At 28.7% G+C, this 21,761-nt stretch carries 16 protein-coding genes and 1 riboswitch; of the genes, 14 read left to right on the forward strand and 2 right to left on the reverse strand.

What is annotated here, in order from left to right; genetic code table 11:
* The first annotated feature begins 8 nt into the window (after positions 1-8).
* The 8 genes from ilvC (at position 9) to LLF98_RS07765 (ending at position 9,589) form a co-directional block, all read left to right on the forward strand.
* Complete coding sequence (gene ilvC, locus LLF98_RS07730; protein WP_291702479.1) at positions 9-1,013, forward strand: ketol-acid reductoisomerase; 1,005 nt, start codon at positions 9-11, stop codon at positions 1,011-1,013.
* Between the two features lie 120 nt (positions 1,014-1,133).
* Entirely contained in the window at positions 1,134-1,388 is a 255-nt protein-coding gene (locus LLF98_RS07735) for a GIY-YIG nuclease family protein (protein ID WP_291702481.1), read from the forward strand.
* A 140-nt stretch (positions 1,389-1,528) separates the two neighbouring features.
* Positions 1,529-2,737, forward strand: coding sequence for a CapA family protein (locus LLF98_RS07740; RefSeq protein WP_291702483.1), 1,209 nt, complete (start codon positions 1,529-1,531; stop codon positions 2,735-2,737).
* A gap of 504 nt (positions 2,738-3,241) precedes the next feature.
* A complete protein-coding gene (locus tag LLF98_RS07745) occupies positions 3,242-4,663 on the forward strand; it encodes an efflux RND transporter periplasmic adaptor subunit (RefSeq protein WP_291702485.1) in 1,422 nt (473 codons plus the stop codon).
* 5 nt (positions 4,664-4,668) lie between these two features.
* Entirely contained in the window at positions 4,669-5,406 is a 738-nt protein-coding gene (locus LLF98_RS07750; RefSeq protein ID WP_291702487.1) for an ABC transporter ATP-binding protein, read from the forward strand.
* A complete protein-coding gene (locus LLF98_RS07755) occupies positions 5,397-6,665 on the forward strand; it encodes an ABC transporter permease (protein ID WP_291702489.1) in 1,269 nt (422 codons plus the stop codon). The genes LLF98_RS07750 and LLF98_RS07755 overlap by 10 nt, the downstream gene beginning before the upstream one ends.
* Positions 6,666-6,946: 281 nt before the next feature.
* Positions 6,947-7,063, forward strand: a riboswitch (SAM riboswitch).
* Positions 7,064-7,203: 140 nt separating this feature from the next.
* Positions 7,204-8,352, forward strand: a complete 1,149-nt coding sequence (locus LLF98_RS07760; protein WP_291702491.1) for a PLP-dependent aspartate aminotransferase family protein — start codon at positions 7,204-7,206, stop codon at positions 8,350-8,352.
* 100 nt (positions 8,353-8,452) lie between these two features.
* A complete protein-coding gene (locus LLF98_RS07765; RefSeq protein WP_291702493.1) occupies positions 8,453-9,589 on the forward strand; it encodes a PLP-dependent aspartate aminotransferase family protein in 1,137 nt (378 codons plus the stop codon).
* A gap of 351 nt (positions 9,590-9,940) precedes the next feature.
* Here the strand turns inward: LLF98_RS07765 and LLF98_RS07770 are convergent, their stop codons facing one another.
* Positions 9,941-10,426: a MarR family transcriptional regulator gene (locus LLF98_RS07770; RefSeq protein ID WP_291702495.1), complete on the reverse strand. Its 486-nt coding sequence runs from the start codon at positions 10,424-10,426 to the stop codon at positions 9,941-9,943.
* 431 nt (positions 10,427-10,857) lie between these two features.
* Between LLF98_RS07770 and LLF98_RS07775 the strand changes: the two genes are divergently transcribed.
* The 5 genes from LLF98_RS07775 (at position 10,858) to LLF98_RS07795 (ending at position 20,100) form a co-directional block, all read left to right on the forward strand.
* Positions 10,858-12,078, forward strand: a complete 1,221-nt coding sequence (locus LLF98_RS07775; RefSeq protein WP_291702497.1) for an efflux RND transporter periplasmic adaptor subunit — start codon at positions 10,858-10,860, stop codon at positions 12,076-12,078.
* 4 nt (positions 12,079-12,082) lie between these two features.
* Complete coding sequence (locus tag LLF98_RS07780) at positions 12,083-15,271, forward strand: efflux RND transporter permease subunit (RefSeq protein ID WP_291702499.1); 3,189 nt, start codon at positions 12,083-12,085, stop codon at positions 15,269-15,271.
* A gap of 147 nt (positions 15,272-15,418) precedes the next feature.
* On the forward strand, positions 15,419-16,690 hold the full coding sequence (locus LLF98_RS07785; protein ID WP_291702501.1) for a TolC family protein: 1,272 nt from the start codon (positions 15,419-15,421) through the stop codon (positions 16,688-16,690).
* 677 nt (positions 16,691-17,367) lie between these two features.
* On the forward strand, positions 17,368-19,194 hold the full coding sequence (glmS, locus tag LLF98_RS07790) for a glutamine--fructose-6-phosphate transaminase (isomerizing) (RefSeq protein WP_291702537.1): 1,827 nt from the start codon (positions 17,368-17,370) through the stop codon (positions 19,192-19,194).
* Positions 19,195-19,677: 483 nt separating this feature from the next.
* Entirely contained in the window at positions 19,678-20,100 is a 423-nt protein-coding gene (locus tag LLF98_RS07795) for a hypothetical protein (protein WP_291702503.1), read from the forward strand.
* Positions 20,101-20,183: 83 nt separating this feature from the next.
* Here the strand turns inward: LLF98_RS07795 and LLF98_RS07800 are convergent, their stop codons facing one another.
* Entirely contained in the window at positions 20,184-20,801 is a 618-nt protein-coding gene (locus tag LLF98_RS07800; RefSeq protein WP_291702505.1) for a HutD family protein, read from the reverse strand.
* A gap of 361 nt (positions 20,802-21,162) precedes the next feature.
* Between LLF98_RS07800 and LLF98_RS07805 the strand changes: the two genes are divergently transcribed.
* Positions 21,163-21,747 (forward strand): 5-formyltetrahydrofolate cyclo-ligase, encoded by a 585-nt coding sequence (locus LLF98_RS07805; protein WP_291702507.1) that lies wholly within the window; start codon positions 21,163-21,165, stop codon positions 21,745-21,747.
* Positions 21,748-21,761 lie beyond the last annotated feature (14 nt).

The raw sequence follows: 21,761 nt of genomic DNA on the forward strand, positions 1-21,761 counted from the left end.
CGTTAAAAATGCCAAAAATGTATTATGAAAAGGACACAGATTTAAATTTATTAAAAGGAAAGAAGGTTGCTATAATAGGTTATGGTAGCCAAGGGCATGCACATGCATTAAATCTTCATGAAAGTGGAATAGATGTTGTTGTTGGTTTATATAATGGAAGTAAATCTTGGGCTAAGGCAGAAGCAGCTGGATTAAAAGTTACAACTGTTGCAGAAGCAGCAAAGGCAGCTGATTTTATCATGATTTTATTACCAGATGAAAAGCAAGGAAAAATCTACAATGAAGAAATTGCTCCAAACTTAGAAGAAGGAAATTCATTAGTATTTGCTCATGGATTTAATATTCACTTTGGCCAAATAGTTCCACCTGCATTCGTTGATGTATTCATGGTTGCACCTAAGGGACCAGGACATTTAGTAAGAAGAACATATACTGAAGGTGCTGGAGTACCTTGCTTAATAGCTATACACCAAGATGCATCAGGAAAAGCAAAACAATATGCTTTAGCATATGCAAACGGAGTTGGTGGAGCAAGAGCTGGTGTTCTTGAAACTACTTTTAAAGATGAAACAGAAACTGATCTTTTCGGAGAACAAGCAGTACTTTGTGGTGGAGTTACAGAACTTATCAAAGTAGGTTTTGAAACTTTAGTAGAAGGTGGATACGCTCCAGAGAATGCTTACTTTGAATGTATGCATGAAATGAAATTAATCGTTGATCTATTATACCAAGGTGGATTAAGCATGATGAGATATTCAATTTCAGATACTGCTGAATATGGAGATTATCAAATTGGTAAGAGAATAATCACTGATGAAACTAAGAAAGAAATGAAGAAGGTTCTTACAGAAATCCAAAACGGTACTTTTGCAAAGAATTGGTTATTGGAAAACCAAATTGGAAGACCAAACTTCAATGCAACTAGAAGAATGGAATCAGAACATCCAATTGAAAAAGTTGGTAAAGAATTAAGAGGAATGATGAGCTGGATTGATACAGCTAAAGTAGATTAGTATTTAGAAATAATATCTACAATTTTAAAAGAAGACGAGGATTTAGATTTAAATACTCGTCTTCTTCTTTTTTATGTATAATTTATTGTAATAGAGCAATGTTTAAGTGAGAGGTACTGAATGAATTATGTATATATTGTAGAATGTTCTGATGGGACATTCTATACAGGATGGACAAATAATTTGGAAAAAAGAATTTATATGCATTCAAATGGAATAGGAGCAAAATATACAAAAGGAAGAGGACCAGTAAAATTAATGCATTATGAAGAATTTGAAGAAAAAAAAGATGCAATGAAAAGGGAATATGAGATAAAAAAATTAACAAAAAAAGCAAAGATATTATTAATTAGAGAGACTACAAAAAATAAATAGCAAGAAAGTTATTAAATATGGCAACAAACTACACTTGCAGAATGGATCTTTTAAAAGAATTTTTTTATAGAAGACTACACCAAAATATGATATTATTTGTATATAAATAACCTAAATTCAAAAAAATGGGAGAATTATATATGAATAAAAGAAATTCTAGTAATAGGTATGGGAAAAAGTATAATGGAGATAAAAAGAGAAATGGTGATTTGTTTAAAAGTATTTACTTGATTATTGCGAGTATATTAATAGTATGTGGAGCAAGCTTTTATTTGAAAGATATAAGTAATTCAAATTTACAAAAGATTGAAGCTAGTAATCAATTAAGTGAAGAGGTTAAAGATACAAGTGAAGAAAATATAAACAAAGAAGAAATAAAAAGAGAACCTGTCAAAAAAGAAATTATAATTTCAGTAGCAGGAGATTTTACTTTAGGAACAGATACCCAATTTGCATATGACAGCAGTTTGCCAGCCGCGTTTATAAATAGTGGAAGAAATTATTCTTATTTTATGAAAAATGTATCTAGTATATTTAGTCAAGATGATTATACATTAGTAAATTTAGAAACAACATTCACAAGTTCTGAGATTAAAGCACCTAAAGATGGAGATATATTTTATAATTTTAAAGGACCTAAAGAGTATGTAAATATTCTTACAAAAGGCTCTATTGACGGAGTTACAATAGCCAATAATCATATCTATGATTATGGTAAACAAGGCATACAAGACACTGTTAATACATTGAAGGAAAATAATATTGATATATGTGGAGAAGGTTATAAGATTTTAAAAGAGATACAAGGAATTAAATTCGGATTTTTAGGATATACAGGTTGGGAATATTCTAATGAATTAAAAATCAAAATAGTTAATGACATTAATGAACTCAAAAATAAAGGAGCAGAAGTTGTTATTCCATATTTTCATTGGGGTATAGAGAAATCATATGAACCATATGATGTTCAACAAAATTTAGCTAGATTTGCTATTGATAATGGTGCAGATGCAGTTATAGGCTCACATCCTCATGTAATTCAAAGCATGGAAAATTATAAAGGTAAGCTTATAGCATATTCTATGGGGAATTTCTGTTTTGGAGGAAATTCAAATCCTCCAGATAAAAGAACATTTATACTTCAGTTTAAGGCAAATATGGAAGATGATAAATTAGTAAACTTTGAATATAAAGTACTTCCAGCAATGGTTTCTTCAAGAAGTGATAGAAATGATTACATTCCAACTTTAGCAAATGGTGAAAATAAAACTAATATATTGAAAACATTAAATGAACTATCACCAACTTTAAATGGAAATATCAGTGATGAATTTTTTTATATTAAATAAAAGTTAATTAACAATATAAAAGGTTGTTTTAGAATGATTAAAAATTATTTTAAAGCAACCTTTTATATTAAGGTGAAATATACATCATCTATTTTGTTTGTTATTTTCTTTAGTGTGTCCTAATGTTACAAAATTGAAAGGTAAATGTAAGGATTATCAATATAACATTAATTAAAGTTAGGTTACTATATTTATATAGTAAAGGCAATAGGAGATGATTTTACATTTATACTAAATAAAATTATTTATGGAATTTAAGTTAATAATATTGTTTAAGGAAAATTTAATGTTTTATTAAGGGATATATTATATTATTAGTGATATACTAAGAAATATTATAGTAAAAATTACATATATAAACATTATTATGTAAATATAAGATTAAAATGTATAAAACAAATGGGGATATAGTTGAAAAAATACAAAAAAAGATTATATTTATGTTAACTACTTGAATTATATATAAATAAAAGCAGGTTATTAAGAGTGGGGGTAAGTTTCAAAATGCCAAAGTTAGATATTAAAAAGTTAAAACCTAAAGGTATAAGTCTTAAAGGTTTGAAATTTAAAAAAAAACTAAGCAAAAAGGTAATATTGTTAGGGGCAATATTTATAATAGTTGTAGCTATAATAATAGGTAAAATAATTATGCCCAAGTCAGTGCCAGAAGTTAAACATACAGTTCTATCAAAAGGCAAAATAGTCAATAGTATTAATGTTCTAGGTGAAATAAAAAGTAAAGATTCCACCAATATATATAGCACATCAAATAATCCTGTTAAAGAAGTTAAAGCAAAAGTTGGAGATAAAGTTAAGGTAGGAGATGTTTTAGCAATATTAGATTCGGGGATATTAGAAAAAGATATTGAGCAAGCAACAGCTACGGCAGAAGCATCAGAAGCCAATAATAAGGTACAACTCGATGCTGCCCAAAAGGCATATAATGATGAACTATATTTATATAATAATAATTTGAATTCAGAAATTAAAAATGCGGAAGAAACTCTTAATTTAGCAAAGATTAATTTTGATAATAAGAAGAAAATATATGAAAAAAATAAAGCATTATTTGAGGCAGAAGCAATTGCAGAGAGTGAATTAGATAAGGTTAAAATAGACTTTGATACTGCAAATTCAGATTATGAGAAAGCCAAAGTATCATTAGAAAATACACAGGTCAAAGCTGATCAAGCGTTAAATAAAGCTAAAAATGAATATGAAACAGCACAAACAAATAGTAGTAATAATAGTCAACGAATTGCAATTGAAAAGCAAAAGCAACAATTAGATGATTGTACAATCAAAGCAACCACTGAGGGCACAATTACAGCTGTAAATGCTGCTGTAGGAAATCCAGGAAATGGAATTTTATTTCAAATTGAAAGTTTAGATAATATGGAAGTAACTACATCAATTAAAGAAGTTGATATAGTAAATGTTAAAATAGGACAAAGAGCGGAGATAAAAACTGATGGAACAGGGGATGAAATTACTCAGGGAGAAGTGGTAAGTGTTAGTCCATCTGCTAAAAAAGAAGAAGTCGTTCAAACTAAATCTGGGACTCAATCTCAAGGAGCAAGTTCAGATGCAAGTTTTGAGGCAAAAATTAAAATTAATGATATGAGCGAAAATATGAAGTCTGGAATGAGTGCAAGAGTAAATATTATTACAAGTGAAAAATTAGATATCTATGCAGTATCATCAGAAAGCATAGTTCAAAATGAAGATAGTAAGAGCATATATATAGCAGAAAAAGGTGGCGAAAAACCAGATGAATATATAATTAAGGAATTACCAATAGATACAGGACTCGAATCTGATTTTAATGTAGAAATTTCAGGGTATGGAATTTCGGAGGGAATTATTATAATTGATGATCCTTCAACACATAAGGTTGGAGATAAAATTCAAATAAAAGGAAGGTGAGCTCTTTGGATGAAAGCATAATAGAAATGAAAAATATTGTCAAAAGCTTTTATGTTGGTACACCAAACCAATTAGATATTCTTAAAAATATAGATATAACAATAAAAAAAGGTGAATTTGTATCTATAGTTGGTGCATCTGGCTCAGGGAAAAGTACTTTAATGAATATTATAGGAGCACTTGATAGACCAACATCTGGAACATATATTTTAGATGGTACGAATGTTAATGAAAAAGCAGATAATGGTTTATCAGAAGTAAGAAATAAGAAAATAGGATTTGTATTTCAGACTTATAATTTAATACCAAGAAGCTCAGCTTTAAAAAATGTTGAATTACCAATGCTTTACTATGGAATGGGTAGACAAGAGAGAAAGGAACGGGCAGAACAACTTTTAGACCTTGTTGAAATGAAAGATAGAATGAAGCATCAACCAAATGAATTATCAGGAGGACAAAAGCAAAGGGTAGCAATTGCTAGAGCACTTGCTAATGATCCAAGCATAATACTTGCAGATGAACCAACGGGAGCCCTTGATTCAGCAACAGGGAGATTGGTTATGGATTTATTTCATAAGGTACATGAATTAGAAGGTAAGACTATAATATTTATAACCCATAATTATGAGCTTGCAGAAGAAACTGAAAGGATTATAACATTAAGGGATGGAAAGATAGTATCAGAAGAATATAATGATAAGTACATTAAGAAGTTTCCAGATGGTGAAAATATATGTTTATAAAAGAAAATATATTACTTGCAATAGCAGGCATAAGATCAAGCAAAATGAGATCTCTATTAACTATGCTTGGAATTATAATAGGAATATCATCTGTTATAGGAATTGTTTCTATTGGAAATGCAATTACTTCTAAAGTGTCGGGTGAATTAGATAAGTTAGGTGCTAATAATATGTACATTCAAGTAAGGGAAAAGAGTGAAGATGGTGCTCAGGAAAGATATTCAGATCAAGAACCAGAAGATAGTGACCTTCTTACTTTGGAGCAAATAAATTCAATTAAGGAAGCATTTAAGGATAGAATTAGTAATATAAGTATAGATGCAAGTACAGGGCAAGGGAAAATAAAGGATGGATATTTATATGCTAATATAGCTACTACAGGAGTAAATGATGAATATAAAGATGTTAATAATATAAAGATGGTTAGTGGAAGATTTATTTCTGATAAAGATATTAAAGGAATGAAAAAAACTGCTGTAGTTTCAGATAAACTTGTTAATAATATGTTTAAAGGCAAGACTAATCCCTTGGGTAAGGAAATTAAAGCTTATATACAAGATAACATTGAAACATATGTTATTGTAGGGGTATATGAATATGAGCCACCTTCATTTCTTGAAGGCGGAGGGTCTACAGCAAAAGAAAAAGATATACAATCTAATTTATATATACCTATAACAACAGCAAAAGCAGATCAAAAAAATAAAAATTATCGTAGATTCATGATTAAACCTAATAATAATACTGATTCGGAAAAGCTTGTTAAAGATATGGAAAAGTATACAGATAAGTTATACAAGAATAATAAATATTGGGAATTACAAGTTATGAATCTTAAAAACCAAGCACAATCATTCACATCAGTACTTAGTGCCATATCAGCAGGAATATCTGTAATTGCTGCTATAGCACTGCTTGTAGGTGGAATAGGAGTAATGAATATAATGCTTGTATCTGTTACAGAGAGAACAAGGGAAATTGGTACAAGAAAAGCTCTTGGTGCTAAGAGCAGCCATATAAAAATGCAATTTATAACTGAATCAGTTATAATATGTACAATTGGTGGAGTCATAGGAATAATACTTGGAATTGTAATGGGTATAATTGCATGCTTGGTATTAAAATCACCAATATCAATATCTATCCCAACAATTTTGATAAGCTTCACTTTCTCAATGGCAATAGGAGTATTCTTTGGATACTATCCAGCTAAAAAAGCAGCAAGCCTTGATCCAATTGAAGCTTTAAGATATGAATAAGAAACATGAGACAAAATAACATATAAAAGATACAAATATATTTTTTTGATTTGCTTAATAAGTATAAAGAATCGAAATAAAAAGATGATTAACGTAGAGTTATTTAAAGAAATATTCTAAGTTAGTCATTTTCTTTTTGACAAAATATTATTTTTTATAAGGTTATATATTTGGTTTATTATTTTAATCACATAGAAAGTTGATAAATTTACTGATATTTATTGACAAGAGTTTTTAGTTATGTATAATTAGTATTAACAAATAAATATTTAAATAAGTTAATCTTATTAAGAGTGGTGGAGGGACTGGCCCTTTGAAGCCCGGCAACCTGAAAAAATTTCATATAAATTTTTTCGTTGGTGCTAAATCCTGCAAGAGAATATCTTGAAAAATGAGAGGGAAATTAAGTTTTATTAGAACTTATGTTATGGCTACAGAGTCACTTCTTATTTTAGAAGTGGCTTTTTTTAGTACTTTTAGTTTAGAGTAATAACTAAATAAAGCATTAAGCAAGAAACAAATTAAGGGAGGTAAAGAAATGACTTTGAAAAAATATTTTGAAACAATTGCAGTTAGTGGAGTATCAGGTGGAGATAAAGCTACAGGGGCAATAAGTTATCCAATATATCAATCAGCTACATTTAAGCATCATGGACTTAATAATAGTACAGGTTATGATTATTCTAGGGCTCAAAATCCAACAAGAGAAGAGGCTGAGAAAACATTGGCTGTTTTAGAAGGGGGAAAAGAGGCAATAGGATTTTCTTCAGGAGTTTCAGCAATCACTGCTTGTATACATTTATTTAAAACTGGAGACCATATAATTTTATCTGATGATTTGTATGGAGGGACATACAGATTATTTGAAGAAACGTATAAGGATTTTGAATTAAAAGCTACTTTTGTTGATACAACAAATACTAAAAATATAATAGATGCTATAAAAGAAAATACAAAAGCTATATTTATAGAGACTCCTTCTAATCCAATGATGAAGGTAACAGATATAAGAGAAGTAGCAGAAATAACAAAGAAAAATAAGTTACTATTAATTGTAGACAATACATTTTTAACACCTTATTATCAAAAACCATTAGAATTAGGTGCTGATTTAGTAATTCATAGTGGAACTAAATATTTAGGTGGACATCATGACTTGTTAGCAGGATTTATAGTAGGAAATGATGAGGGCATCTTGCAAAAGTTAAGAAGAATTCATATGTCTACTGGAGCAACATTATCTCCATTTGATTCATGGCTAATATTAAGAGGAATTAAAACATTACATATAAGATTAGATAGGGCACAAGAAAATTCAATAAAAATAGCAAAGTTTTTAGAGGATAATTCTAATATAGAAAAGGTTTATTATGTAGGTTTAGAAAACTTTGAAGGTTATAAATTAAATAAAAAACAAGCAACAGGTTTCGGAGCAACATTATCTTTTAGAGTTAAAGATAAAGAATTAATACCGAAGATTTTAGAAAGTGTTAAAGTAATAAGATTTGCAGAAAGTTTAGGAGGAGTAGAAACATTAATAACATATCCAATGACTCAAACTCACTCAGAAATTCCAGATGAAATAAAACAAAGATTAGGTGTAGATGAATATTTACTTAGATTATCAATTGGTATAGAAAATATAGATGACTTAATAAAGGATTTGGAAAATTCTATTGGAAAATAGACTTATGTGTGATGCTATTATTTCTACATTGGATATATTTTTAAAGCATAGGCATAAGCCATCAATTGAAAGCAAAAAAATAATGATAGAGGTGTAAATTATGAATTTTGGAACTAAATTAATACATGCAAGTGGAGATATAGACCCTACTACAGGATCTGTAAGTACTCCAATATATCAAACATCAACTTTTCACCAATTTGATATAGGGAACTTTGGAAAATATGATTATGCAAGATCTGGAAATCCAACTAGGGATGTAGTGGAAAAACTAATAGCAGAACTTGAGGGTGCAGAATGTGGATTTGCATTTGCTTCAGGAATGGCTGCTATTTGTTCTGTATTATCAATATTTTCAGCAGGAGATCACATTGTAATTTGTGGTGATGTATATGGTGGAACATATAGAGCAACAACAAAATTATTTTCACGATTTAATATCAAATTTACTTTTATAGATGCATCAAATATTAAAGAGGTAAAAAATGCGTTTAGAGAGAATACAAAGGGACTTTATTTAGAAACTCCTTCAAATCCATTATTAAAGGTTACAGATTTGAGAGCTGCTAGTAAAATAGCTAAAGAAAATGGTGCAATTACAATAGTAGATAATACATTTATGTCTCCATATCTACAAAGACCATTAGAACTTGGTGCAGATATAGTTGTACACAGTGCAACTAAATTTTTAGGGGGACATAGTGATGTTATAGCAGGGATTGTTGTAACAAAAACAAAGGAACTTGGAGACCGAGTTTATCAAATACAAAATACCTTTGGAGCTGTACTTGGACCACAAGATTCATGGCTTTTGGTTAGAGGAATTAAAACTTTAAAAGTTAGATTAGATGCACTGCAAAAAAGTGCTCAAAAATTAGCTGAATGGTTAGAAGCAAGAGAAGAAGTAGAGAAAGTATATTATCTTGGACTTGAATCTATGGAGGGACGAAAATTGCATTTAGAACAAGCAGATGGTGCAGGTGCAGTTTTATCCTTTAAATTTAAGAGTTTGGAAAGAACTACAATTTTCTTGAATAATGTAAAAAATGTAGCGGTAGCAGTAAGTTTAGGTAGCGTTGAAACTATAGTTTCATATCCAGCTAAAATGAGCCATGCATCAATTCCAAAAGCAGAAAGAGAAGAACTTGGAATTACAGATACGTTAATAAGAGTATCTGTAGGACTTGAGGATATAGATGATTTAATAGAATCATTTAAAGAAGCCATTGAATTATAAAGAATCTAAAAGGGGCTGTTGCAAAACTAACGTAGTTAGCTTTGTGTTAGCTCATTTTTTATAAAAAATAAAAAATGTGAATTCAAAAGAATTCACATTTTTAGTATAATTAGGTTATGAAAAAAACAAAATTACATAATAAAAATTATACCGAATTTAATGAGTCTTATCAACTAGTATTACCATTAAATTTGGAATGTTTAATACCAGAAGATGATTCTGCAAGTTAAATATTTAGCGGAACAAAATGAAATATCAATTATTTAGAGATTCTTTGCTTTGAACCCAAAAGGAGCGTCGTGCCTAATTAAATTTCAATCATTTTGCGACAACCCCTTTTTTTAATGTGCCTTAATTTAATTTTTTTAATATATTTATAAGATTTGATATGGAATCATCTAACATAACTACTTCATTGTCAGAAAGAGAAGATATCTTTTCAGCAAAGGAATTGCGAAAGGCAATACGAAAAGAATCTAATAGTTTCAAGGCTTTGTCAGTTAATTCTACTCTGAGAATTCTTCTATCATTAGAATCAGGATATCTATTAACTAGCCCATAGTTAATTAAATTATCTATAATAGGTGTCATATTAGACTTTGATATACCTAAATAATCTGCTATTTGTGAAATAGAAGATGAATTAGAGTCTACAAGATAGAAAATAACTCTAGCATGTGAAGGTGGAATAGAAAAGTCTGCAAGGCATTTTTTTTCACCATTCAAAGGAGATTGAAAGTTTTTAGTCATATCATGTTCTTTAAGTATGCTATTTTGAATAATCCATAAAAAGTTTACTAATGAATCTGCGACTTTAAATAAATTATCTTTATCCATATTAAAACAAATCCTTCCTAAGATAATATATAAATAAATTATAAACTATTAATAATTTGAAAACAAGAGATAAGGTTATTGACATAGAATAGTTATAAAATTATAATCAATAATATAAACAGAATAGTTATAAAATTATAATTAATGATGTAAATGGAATACGTGTTATATTATTTCAATATTACAATTTTATTGAGGTTTAAATATAATATAGAATTAAGTTTCAATTAAGAAAAAAATAAGATATTTAATGTAATATTAGATTTAATATTATATTTCTAAATCAGAGTAATGTTATTTTAAAGTAAATTTTGAAAATATAGTTTGAATTTATTTTATATCAGTGAAAGTTTCAATTAGAAATTAAGAAAAATTATTTAGAATTATTAAGGCTTTAACAAGAAATTATTTAAAAAATTGGAGAGGAAAACATGAAAAAATATTTAGCATTATTTTTAGTAATTAGTTCATTAGGGCTATCGGGATGCGGACAGCCTCCAAAAGAAAAAGAAAAGCCAGTAGCTGTATCAGTACAAATGGCTAAGGGTGAAGGAATAGAAAATGCAAATACATTTACTGGAACTACAAAAGTTAAGGATGAAACATCAGTTACAGTAGAAATGGGAGGAACAATCGAAGAAATATATGTAACATTAGGTCAAGAAGTTAAAAAAGGAGATACCCTTTTAACAATAAAAGGTGATGATACTCAGAATAGTGTAAAACAATTAGCAGCAGCCTTAGAAATTGCAAAAGCAAATTATACAAATACAACAGATGGAAATATAGAAAGTCAAAAAAATGCATTAGATAATGCTCTAAAATCAGCCCAAATCAACTACGATGAAGCTAAGAGAAGTTATAATATAAATACTCAACTTTATCAAGCAGAAGCAATAAGTGAAGATGCATATAAAAAATATGAAGTTTCTTTAAATCAAGCAAAACAAAATTTAGATGCGGCACAAAAATCATATGATACATCAGATGCGAAAAGTATTCCAGAATTAAAAGAATTAGCTGAAAAACAACTTAATCAATCACAAGTTGCATATGATGTTGCAGCTAGCAATTTAAATAAACTTACTTTAACTGCACCAACAGATGGAATAATAACAGTTAAGAATTTTAATGTTAATGAAATGGCAAGTCAACAAAAACCTGCATTTGTTATTTCTAGTCCAAATACTTTGCAAATAGATTTAGATGTAACTCAATCTGATTTAACTAAGTTTACAGCAGGACAGGAAGTCAGTGTTATGATTAATAATAAAGCAACTAAAGGTATAGTAAGATATGTACCTACAGTAGTTAATTCAGCAACATCACTATATGATGTTGAAATACTTGTAGATAATTCACAAGGAGATTTTAAAGCAGGAATGTCAGCGGATATTGAAGTAAGTATAGAAAAACAGGATCAAGCAATAACAGTTCCTAAGAAAGCAATATTTGAAGAAGATGGGAAAAAGTATGTATATATAGCAAGCTCAGATAATAAATCAGTTAAAACAGAAGTTACAACAGGAATTGTAACTTCTACTACAACAGAAATTAAAAGTGGAATAAGTAAAGATGATACAGTAGTTATTGGAGGATTAAATCTAATTTCTGATGGAACTAGTATATTTCCAGTAACAAAGGAGGATTAATATTATGAGTTTAACAAAAACTTCAATTAAGCGTCCTCTTACTATAGTTATGATTTTTTTAGTATTAATAATGTTTGGTGTTATAGGATATTCAAAAATGACTGCAGATACAATGCCAAAGATGGATATACCAGTTTTATCAATTCAAACTGTATGGCAGGGTGCAGGACCAGAGGATATTGATAAACAAATAAGTGAAAAAATAGAAGAAAAAGTTTCAGCTGTTTCTAGGGTTAAAGAGACAGGTACCTATTCAAAAGAAAGTGTTTCAGTTGTTGTCATACAATTTGAATATGGAACTGATATAAATACTGTAATAAATGATGTTAAATCTAAAGTGGATGAAGTGAAAAGCGAATTGCCTAGTGATGCAGAAACACCAGCGGTTATTAAAATGGATGTAATAAATGCAAGTGCTATAGGTAGATTAGTTATTTCAGGGGGAAAAAATAATGATGACCTAATGAAATATGCAGAAGATGTTGTACAAACAAAAATTAAAACTGTAGATGGTGTTACAGAAGCAGACATTATGGGTGGAGAAAAATCACAGGTTAATATAACAGCAGATCCAGCTGTGTTATCTAGTTATAATGTTAGCTTATCAACTATTAAAAGTGCAATGCAAGCTACTAATAAAACTTTCCCATATGGATCTATTACTCAAGGAGATGATAAAATTGTTTTAAGAGGAATGGATCAATTAAATTCATTAGACGATATAAAACAAATTCAAATTTCTACTAATAAAGGGCAATCGGTTAGATTAGATGAAATTTGTAATGTTGAATATGGTACTGTAGAGAAAAAAGATGTATATAGATACAATGGTGAGGAAAGTTTAATAATAGACGTTAAGAAGCAACAAGATGCTAATACTATAAAGGTCATGGAGGGAGTTAATAAAGCAGTAACCGAGTTAAGTAAAAATAATTCACAATATAAGACTAAACTTGTTAGTGATTCAAGTGAATATATTAAAACCTCTGTTAATAATGTAATTTCAGAAATATTTATAAGTTCTATTATTTCATTTATTATAATATTAGCATTTTTAAAAAGTTTTAGAGCATCATTTGCTGTAGCATTAGCAATTCCTACATCGATAGTAGGGACAATAGCCTTTCTTTATTTTACTGGTGAAACATTAAATATGCTTACGTTAACTTCACTGGTAATATCAGTTGGTCTTGTTGTGGATAACTCAATTGTTGTTATAGAAAATATATTTAAGTATAAGAACAATGAAATATTAACTAATGAAGAATGTGCCTTGCAAGGTACAAAAACTGTAACTAGTGCTATTGTAGGATCAACACTCACAATAATATGTGTATTTTTACCTATATTATTTACTGATGGGCTTACTAAAATAATATTTGCATCTTTATCTAAAACAGTTATTGCTGCATTAACTATATCCTTAATTGTGGCACTTACGCTTGTACCTAGTATGTTTAATAAATTAAGTGGTGGAAAAAACTCCGCAAAAATGAAAGAAAAACCTTCACCTATATTTGATAAGATAAGCGAAATTTATATGAAATTAATAAATATTTCATTAAAGCATAAACGTATAGTCGTAATATTGAGTACTGCCTTATTTTTTATTGCTATATTTGGAGCTACATTTTTAAAAATGGAGTTTATGCCAGCATCAGATAAGGGAAAGATAAGCATATCTATAGAGTTGCCAGAAGGATTAGCATTAAAGCCAAGTGATTATTATGTTTCTATGGCAGAAGAGAAAATCTCTGATATTTCAGAAATAAAAACATTAATAACAACATTAAAAACATCTGGTAATAGTAATAGTTCTAACATAAAGATAGAATTAATTCCCAAAGAAGAGAGAAAAAAGTCTACAGCTGAAATAGAAGAAGAAATAACTGAAAGAATGAATACTGTCCCAGATTGTAAAATAAAAGTTGCATTAGACAGTAGTTCAACAGGTGAAGGTAGCAGTTCAGATTTTGCTATGCAATTAAAGGGACCAGATTTAGATACATTAGAAGTATTAGCAAAACAAATTGAAGGTAAGTTTAGTAATATAGACGGATTTCAAAATATAGAGACATCTATTGCGGATACAACTCAGGAAGCTCAATTCATAATAGATAAACAAAAGGCAAATAAATATGGGATTAATGCTTCATCAATTGCTTCATTATTGCATACAGCTGTAGTTGGAGATTCAGTAACAACAGCTAAGATAAATGATTATGAAGTAGATGTTAACTTGAAATTTAAAGGAGATAGCATTGATAATTTAGAGGATATAAAACAAATAAAAGTAATGTCAAAAACAGGTCAGGAAATTCCATTATTAGAGATAGCAGATATAAAAATATCAGATGGATTGAAGCAAATTAATAGATCAAATGGAGATTATTCTATAGGCATTACAGCTAATCTTAAGGGAGTCGATACAGGAACGGCAACGGCGCAAGCAACAGCTGCAATAAATGAAATGAATTTGCCAAGAGATTATGAAGCAAACACTAGTGGTGATGCAAAGAACATGCAAGAGTCCATGATGGGACTTGTCTATGCAATGGGAATTGCAGTAATACTAGTATATATGGTAATGATAGCAGAATTTGAATCATTCAGTAAGCCATTTATTATAATGACTTGTATCCCATTTGCCTTTGTTGGTGTTGTTGCTATATTGTTAATAACACAAATAAAAATCAGCATAGTAGGAATGCTAGGTGCAATTATGTTGGTAGGTATTGTTGTTAACCATGGTATAGTTTTAATTGATTATATTGAGCAACTTAGAAAATCTATGAAAGGAAAGTTAAGTATAGAAGAAATAGTTTCAAAGGGTTCAGCAACAAGATTAAGACCAGTTATAATGACAGTTTTAACAGCTGCATTTGGTATGTTACCAACAGCATTGGCGTTAGAAGAAGGCGGAGAAATGATGCAATCTCTAGGGGTAATAATTATAGGTGGTCTTAGTGTTTCAACATTAGTTACATTGGTATTAATTCCAGTTATTTATGTAATTTTTGATGATTTAGAAAAGAAATTTGCTAATAGAATTCACAAGATAACAGGAAAAATATCAGGTAGGTATGAGCAATTCAAAGAGGAAAAGATAAAACCTAAGTTTAGCAAATTTACAAATAATGAAATAGAGCCTAAAGTAATAGATAAAAATAAAGAGATAAATTTAAAAAAATAGGATTTTGAACTAAATGGTACTAGTTTATAATTTAACCAACATAGGTTGTAATTGTATTAGTTAAGGTTAGTTAGAAATAGTACCTTTAATTGTTAGAAAAGATGTATTTAATAATAAGATAAAATTTAATTAAAGAGGAGAATAAGCATGAGAAAGAACATAAATAAGTTAGTTGCATTTGCAATTGGCGTAAGTGTTATGAGTGGAAGTATTATGCCAGTATTTGCAGAAGACACAATACAAAATGTTGATACTATTACAAATGTTCAAACACAAGCGAATCAAAAACCAGTTCTTACTTTAGATGATGCAATAAAGTCAGCTATTAGCATAAGTGATACGTTACAACTGGATACTAAGAAGATAACTTATCAAGATAATGTAAATGATATTAATGAAGAGCTAGATGATTATACAGGTGTTAGTGGGGATAAAGAAGATTTTAATGACGATACTAGAGAAGCTACGGCAGATAAAGTAAAGCAACAAAGAGACTTTGATGAAGATGTATTAATACAAAAAGTCATCCAAAAATATAATGATATTGTTACAAATCAAATGAAGATAGATAAAGCAGCAAAAGCGTTAGAAATTAAAAAGAAGGAACTTAATGATACAAAACTTAAGAAAAGTTTAGGGATCATAACATCAACTGATTTAAAGACAACTGAACTTGAAATTCAGAATTTACAAAATACGCAGAAGTCAAGTGAAAATGCATTAAAAGATACAGAATATAGCTTTAAGGTATTAACTGGGAAAGATATAACGAAATATAGTTTAGAACAAGATATTGCATATGAAACACTAAAAATAGATGGTTCAATTGATAATTATTTAGATAATGCTATAGATAAGTATTTAAAATATAGAGAACAGATACTAAAGCTTAAGAAAGATTATTATTATGATTCTGACAATAAAGTAACTGAGGGTTATGTGTCTGATGCAAAGACAACATCAGAAGCCGCTAAAGTAAGTGGGGAACCTATATTAACCACTTATGGTGGATACACTGATGCTTATAAGACAGACTATGATCAATATGAAAAAGATTTAAATGCATATACAAATGCTGTATCAGCACGTCTGGCATATCTAGCAAATAAGTTAAGTGTTGATGAAGATCAAACTAATCTAGATAAAGACAAAAAGAATTTTAAAGATCAGCTAAGAACACTTTACACAAATCTTCTTACAGCAGAAGATAATATTAATTATATGAAGCAAAATATAGAATTAAATAATAAGCAGCTTAGTAATGCAAAACTTAAATGTGATTTAGGTTTGATAACTAAATCGGATTATAATAATCAAGTTTTAAGCAGTTTGGATTTAGATATTCAATTAAGGAGTTATATTAATAACTATAATACCTTAAAAGAGGAGATTAAAAAGCCATGGATTGCATTTTCATAATGGAATAGAAATTGGGACAAGGTAGCTAATTAATAATTTTAAGGGCTACTTTTTTCCTTATATATAGTTGGCTGATTTATTATGTATGAATTATGGAGTTTAAAAATAAAGTTAAAAAATGTAGAATATTAGAACCAAAGCTATATTATATATTATAGACAAAAAAATTTTATATGATAAAATATATCCAAGGGTATGAAATGGAAATTGAAAGGTGTGATAGTATAAAGAAATATTTTTAATTTAAAATAAAGCGCCAGAACTCGTGGAAGCGAGTTGACGAGGTTGGGGAGTTATCGAAACTTCGGCGGGTGCCCCACGGTAAGGAATCTTCAAAAAAATAATAAGTCAGTATGCTAGTATATTTGACCTATTATTTTCTTTCAGATGCCGCAGCACTACCGTTAACAACTGGCAAAACTTTAAAGCAATTTGAAGTACAAATCCAGTTTGGTGTTAAAACCTTCTAAAGTTTAAGGCTTTTTATGGTACTAGGATAATTATGCCCTTTTTTAAGTAAGACAACTCATTAGTAACTGATTTATATAATATGAATTAGAAAAGCAGTTATCTTAACATTGTTGGTACAAGCTTTGGATTTAGATAAAATTAAATATAAAAAAGACTTATTCAATTTAGTTAAGAGTAAGTTTAAAGAGATGGAAGGAAGAATCAATATGTGCGGAATAGTTGGATATTTAGGAAGTGGAAGAGCAACATCATTTTTAATTAATGGATTGTCAAAGTTAGAGTATAGAGGATATGACTCAGCTGGAGTTGCTGTTCTTAATAAAGGAAGTATTGAAGTAAGAAAATTTAAGGGACGTTTAGTTAATTTATCTAATGATATAAAGGAAAATCCTGTTGAAGGAAATATGGGAATAGGTCATACTAGATGGGCAACTCATGGAGCACCATCAGATGTAAACTCTCATCCGCATTTAAATAGTAAAGAAACAATTGCTGTAGTTCAAAATGGTATTATTGAAAACTATTTAACTTTAAGAACATGGCTTAAAGGTGAAGGATATACTTTCAAATCAGAAACTGACACAGAAGTAATTCCTAATTTAATAGATTACTATTATAAGGGAGATTTATTTGAAGCAGTTAGAAAAGCTCTTAAGAAGCTAGAAGGAAGTTATGCTTTAGGTGTTGTTTGCAAAGATGAACCTAACAAACTTATTGCTGTAAGAAAAGAATGTCCATTAATAGTGGGACTAGGAAAAGATGAATCATTTATAGCATCAGATATTCCAGCAGTATTAAGCTATACAAGAGATGTTTATCTTTTAGAAGACCATGAAATAGCTGTTCTTACAAAAGATGGAGTTAAGCTTTTCAGTCAAGATGGAGCAGAAATTCAAAAAGAAATATATCATGTAACATGGAGTGAAGATGCAGCTGAAAAAGGTGGATTCGAAGACTTTATGTTAAAAGAAATTCATGAGCAACCAAGAGCAATAAGAGATACTATGGCTGGAAGAATTTCAATGGATCATGATATTGTATTAGATGATTTAAAGATAACTAAAGAAGATTTAGAAAAGACAGATAGAGTATTTATAGTTGCATGTGGTACGGCTTATCATGCAGGTCTTGTAGGAAAAAACTTAATTGAATCTCTTGCAAGAATTCCAGTTGAAGTTGACATTGCATCAGAATTTAGATATAGAAATCCATTAGTTACAGAAAAATCTTTAGTTATAGTTATTAGTCAATCAGGTGAAACTGCAGATACGTTAGCAGCGCTTAGAAATTCTAAAAATATTGGAGCTACAATTATTGCATTAACAAATGTAGTAGGAAGTTCAGTTTCAAGAGAAGCAGATCATGTATTATATACACTAGCTGGGCCAGAAATTTCAGTTGCTTCAACTAAAGCTTATACAACTCAAATCATTGGAATGTATATGATAGCTATGAGATTTGCAGAACTATTAGGCAAATTAAAGAGTGATAGACTAAATAAATTAAAAGAAGAATTATTAGATTTACCAGAAAAGGTAGAGTTGGTTTTAGAAGATAAGGAAATAATAAAAACTATAGCAGAAGGTGTAGCTGAAGAAAAAGATATGTACTATTTAGGTAGAGGATTGGATTATGCGTTAGCATTAGAAGGTTCACTCAAACTTAAAGAAATATCATATATTCATTCAGATGCATATGCAGGTGGAGAATTAAAGCATGGTCCTATAGCATTAATTGAAGATGGGACAAAGGTTGTAACTTTATTAACTCAAGAAGCTTTAAAAGAAAAAATGGTAAGTAATATAGTTGAAATTAAAGCTAGAGGGGCAAAGGTTATTGGAGTTTGCTATGAAGGAACAAAGGGATTAGAAGAAGTGCTAGATCAAGTTGTCTATATTCCAAGAACTATAGATATATTTGCACCAGTGCTTGGAGTTGCAGTTCTTCAATTATTCTCATATTATGTTGCTAAGGCTAAGGGCTGTGATATTGATAAGCCAAGGAATTTAGCCAAATCAGTAACTGTGGAATAATATGGTAGTATGGCTGCGCAAATTTGTAGATTTAGAATAAAGTTGTTAAAAATAGAGAGAAAATCAGGGCTATAACTGATGTAAACTCTTAACAAACCTGCATCAGTAATAAAAAACTCGTGTTACTCATAAAAAAGTCATGTTAAAAGTCAGGAATTTTTAATTATAAAATGATTAGAAGTGCCTGGCTTTTTTCATGTGAAGCATAAAAGGGTACTTTCTTTATACACTTTTTTGGTAAATTTAATAGAATGTTTCAAAATATTGATTCACTTTGGCTTGAATGATATTTTCTAATTTACTACGCAGTTTTTCGGTTAGACACTTATTATTTACCATGATAAAATAGAAATATGCGAATAGTAAATAGATAATCTAAAGGACATTATTTAAAAGAATAAAAAATTATATAATTAGCATTAACAGTGGTAAAATATGAATAATGTCGAATAAACATATAAATTTAGGACATATGGTGAGAAAATGATTAAAGTAAAATTAGAAAAAAATAAAAGTGGAAAAATAATATTTAAATTAAAAATTGATGATAGCTATAAAGGCAATATTTTGTTTAAGAGAGTACTGATGGAATCGAAAGTACTTAAGGAAAAATGTAGGTATGATTATGAAGTTCCCTTAAGGTTTTTTATTCCCATATGTAATAATATAAATAAGGAAAATCTAAAATTAGATAAAAAGAGCATATTATCTTATTTAGAGTTTTCAGATTGTTACGATAAAAATTATTATACAGACATATATGCCACAGCAAAATATATGAAAAAGTGGAGAGATGAAGGGTGTCCTGATATTTATAGAATTACTATAGATCAAGATAATTACGATATAAAAAAAGAGGTGGCTTTCAAAAGGAATAAGATAAAAATTAAAGAGTTCACTTTATAATGTAATTTATAAACGTGCAATAGCAAAATATTATCTCAAATTAAAAATAGTAATTTGAGATAATGCCTTTGATGAAGTGTAGGTTATGAACGATAAATTATACTTACTATTATATTAGTAATTTCTAATGAATTACTAGAAAACATAAATTCAGATATAAAGCTTGAATTTATACAATTAATTAACAATAAATCATTGGGATTAACTTTAAAGACGTTATTATTTAGAGTAGATTTAAAACTACCTTGTATAACATAAAAGCATATTGCTACCAAGTCTTTATTTAATGAAGTTTCATATTTAAATTTAACTTGTTTTTTAGGTTTAATATCTAAATGAATTAACTCTCCATGATAATTTTCTTTTGTCATTAAATTAAAAACAGAGGCTTTACCGTAGGTCTTAGTTTTCCAATGACCCATAAAACTATCTTGATCAAACACATTAAGCAATTTTGCATATTTATTTTCATGGTCAAGGATAATTTGTCCTTCAATAACCATAAATTTTCGTGATACATTTGGAAGAGTACTAAAAGTAGATTCTAATATATCAATTTTAGCAACTCCGAGTCTCCATAAAAAATTTCTATTTGCATAATCAGAGTTTGATGGGTATGTTATTAATTCTGTAGCCATACCCCCAGACCAAAATGTTGGTTTATAATTTTCTTGCTTTATTAATTCAACATTATAGTTCATAAATTAGCACTCCTTTTATTTAATACATACTTTCTTGAATATGCAGTATATTCATTATATAAAAAGATAGATGTAAAATCAAGGAAACTAAGTACAAGAATAGGATAAACTGATAATGATTATTCTATGATCCAATATAAATAACATGAAATTTTTTTGTTTAATACTATAAAGTTAATATTACAAAGAATACTTGATACTTAGATAAAAGAATAGACATAATAAAGTGAAATAAGTAAAATTATAATTAGTATAGAAAATGACTATATAACCAAGATTAAAAGTTAAATTATATGCTTATGAAATTTAAAATAATTCAAATTTATATTACGTATAAAATATAATTATAGGGGAGGACGTTATGGAAATATTTAATGAAAAAAAGATATTAAGAAAAGAAATTTTAGCTAAACGTGACAATATAGATATAGTTGAAAAAAGAAAAATGGATAAAAAAATATCAGATAAATTTTATGAAAATAAATATTATAGAGACGCAAAAAATATCTTCATTTATATATCATATGATTCAGAAATAAATACTAAGGAAATAATAAATAAAGCTTTAAAAGACTATAAAAAAATTTATGTTCCAAGGACTGAATTTAAAACCAGACTTATGGATGCAGTAGAAATTGTATCATTAGACAATCTAATAGAAAGTGAATATGGAATTTTAGAACCATCAGTAGAAGAGCCACATATTAATCCTAATGAACTTGATTTAATTGTGGTACCGGGGGTAGCTTTTGATAGAAATGGTGGAAGAATAGGATATGGTGCAGGTTTTTATGATAGATACTTTAAGAAAATTAATAAAGATAATATGAAAAAAATAGCGAAAATAGCATTGGCTTACGATTTTCAAATATTAGATAATATACCAATGAATGAGCAAGATGTACCAGTAAATTATATTATAACTGAAAAAGAATTTATAGGTTAGGCATATCTTTGGAA

The sequence above is a fragment of the Clostridium sp. genome, from assembly GCF_021372645.1.
GTDB lineage: Bacteria > Bacillota > Clostridia > Clostridiales > Clostridiaceae > Clostridium.

What these genes read in the sequence shown, in the direction of transcription:
- ilvC (WP_291702479.1), top strand. Translation starts at nt 9, where the DNA reads ATGCCAAAAATGTATTATGAAAAGGACACAGATTTAAATTTATTAAAA.
- LLF98_RS07735 (WP_291702481.1), top strand. Translation starts at nt 1,134, where the DNA reads ATGAATTATGTATATATTGTAGAATGTTCTGATGGGACATTCTATACA.
- LLF98_RS07740 (WP_291702483.1), top strand. Translation starts at nt 1,529, where the DNA reads ATGAATAAAAGAAATTCTAGTAATAGGTATGGGAAAAAGTATAATGGA.
- LLF98_RS07745 (WP_291702485.1), top strand. Translation starts at nt 3,242, where the DNA reads ATGCCAAAGTTAGATATTAAAAAGTTAAAACCTAAAGGTATAAGTCTT.
- LLF98_RS07755 (WP_291702489.1), top strand. Translation starts at nt 5,397, where the DNA reads ATGTTTATAAAAGAAAATATATTACTTGCAATAGCAGGCATAAGATCA.
- LLF98_RS07760 (WP_291702491.1), top strand. Translation starts at nt 7,204, where the DNA reads ATGACTTTGAAAAAATATTTTGAAACAATTGCAGTTAGTGGAGTATCA.
- LLF98_RS07765 (WP_291702493.1), top strand. Translation starts at nt 8,453, where the DNA reads ATGAATTTTGGAACTAAATTAATACATGCAAGTGGAGATATAGACCCT.
- LLF98_RS07770 (WP_291702495.1), bottom strand. Translation starts at nt 10,426, where the DNA reads ATGGATAAAGATAATTTATTTAAAGTCGCAGATTCATTAGTAAACTTT.
- LLF98_RS07775 (WP_291702497.1), top strand. Translation starts at nt 10,858, where the DNA reads ATGAAAAAATATTTAGCATTATTTTTAGTAATTAGTTCATTAGGGCTA.
- LLF98_RS07780 (WP_291702499.1), top strand. Translation starts at nt 12,083, where the DNA reads ATGAGTTTAACAAAAACTTCAATTAAGCGTCCTCTTACTATAGTTATG.
- LLF98_RS07785 (WP_291702501.1), top strand. Translation starts at nt 15,419, where the DNA reads ATGAGAAAGAACATAAATAAGTTAGTTGCATTTGCAATTGGCGTAAGT.
- glmS (WP_291702537.1), top strand. Translation starts at nt 17,368, where the DNA reads ATGTGCGGAATAGTTGGATATTTAGGAAGTGGAAGAGCAACATCATTT.
- LLF98_RS07795 (WP_291702503.1), top strand. Translation starts at nt 19,678, where the DNA reads ATGATTAAAGTAAAATTAGAAAAAAATAAAAGTGGAAAAATAATATTT.
- LLF98_RS07800 (WP_291702505.1), bottom strand. Translation starts at nt 20,801, where the DNA reads ATGAACTATAATGTTGAATTAATAAAGCAAGAAAATTATAAACCAACA.
- LLF98_RS07805 (WP_291702507.1), top strand. Translation starts at nt 21,163, where the DNA reads ATGGAAATATTTAATGAAAAAAAGATATTAAGAAAAGAAATTTTAGCT.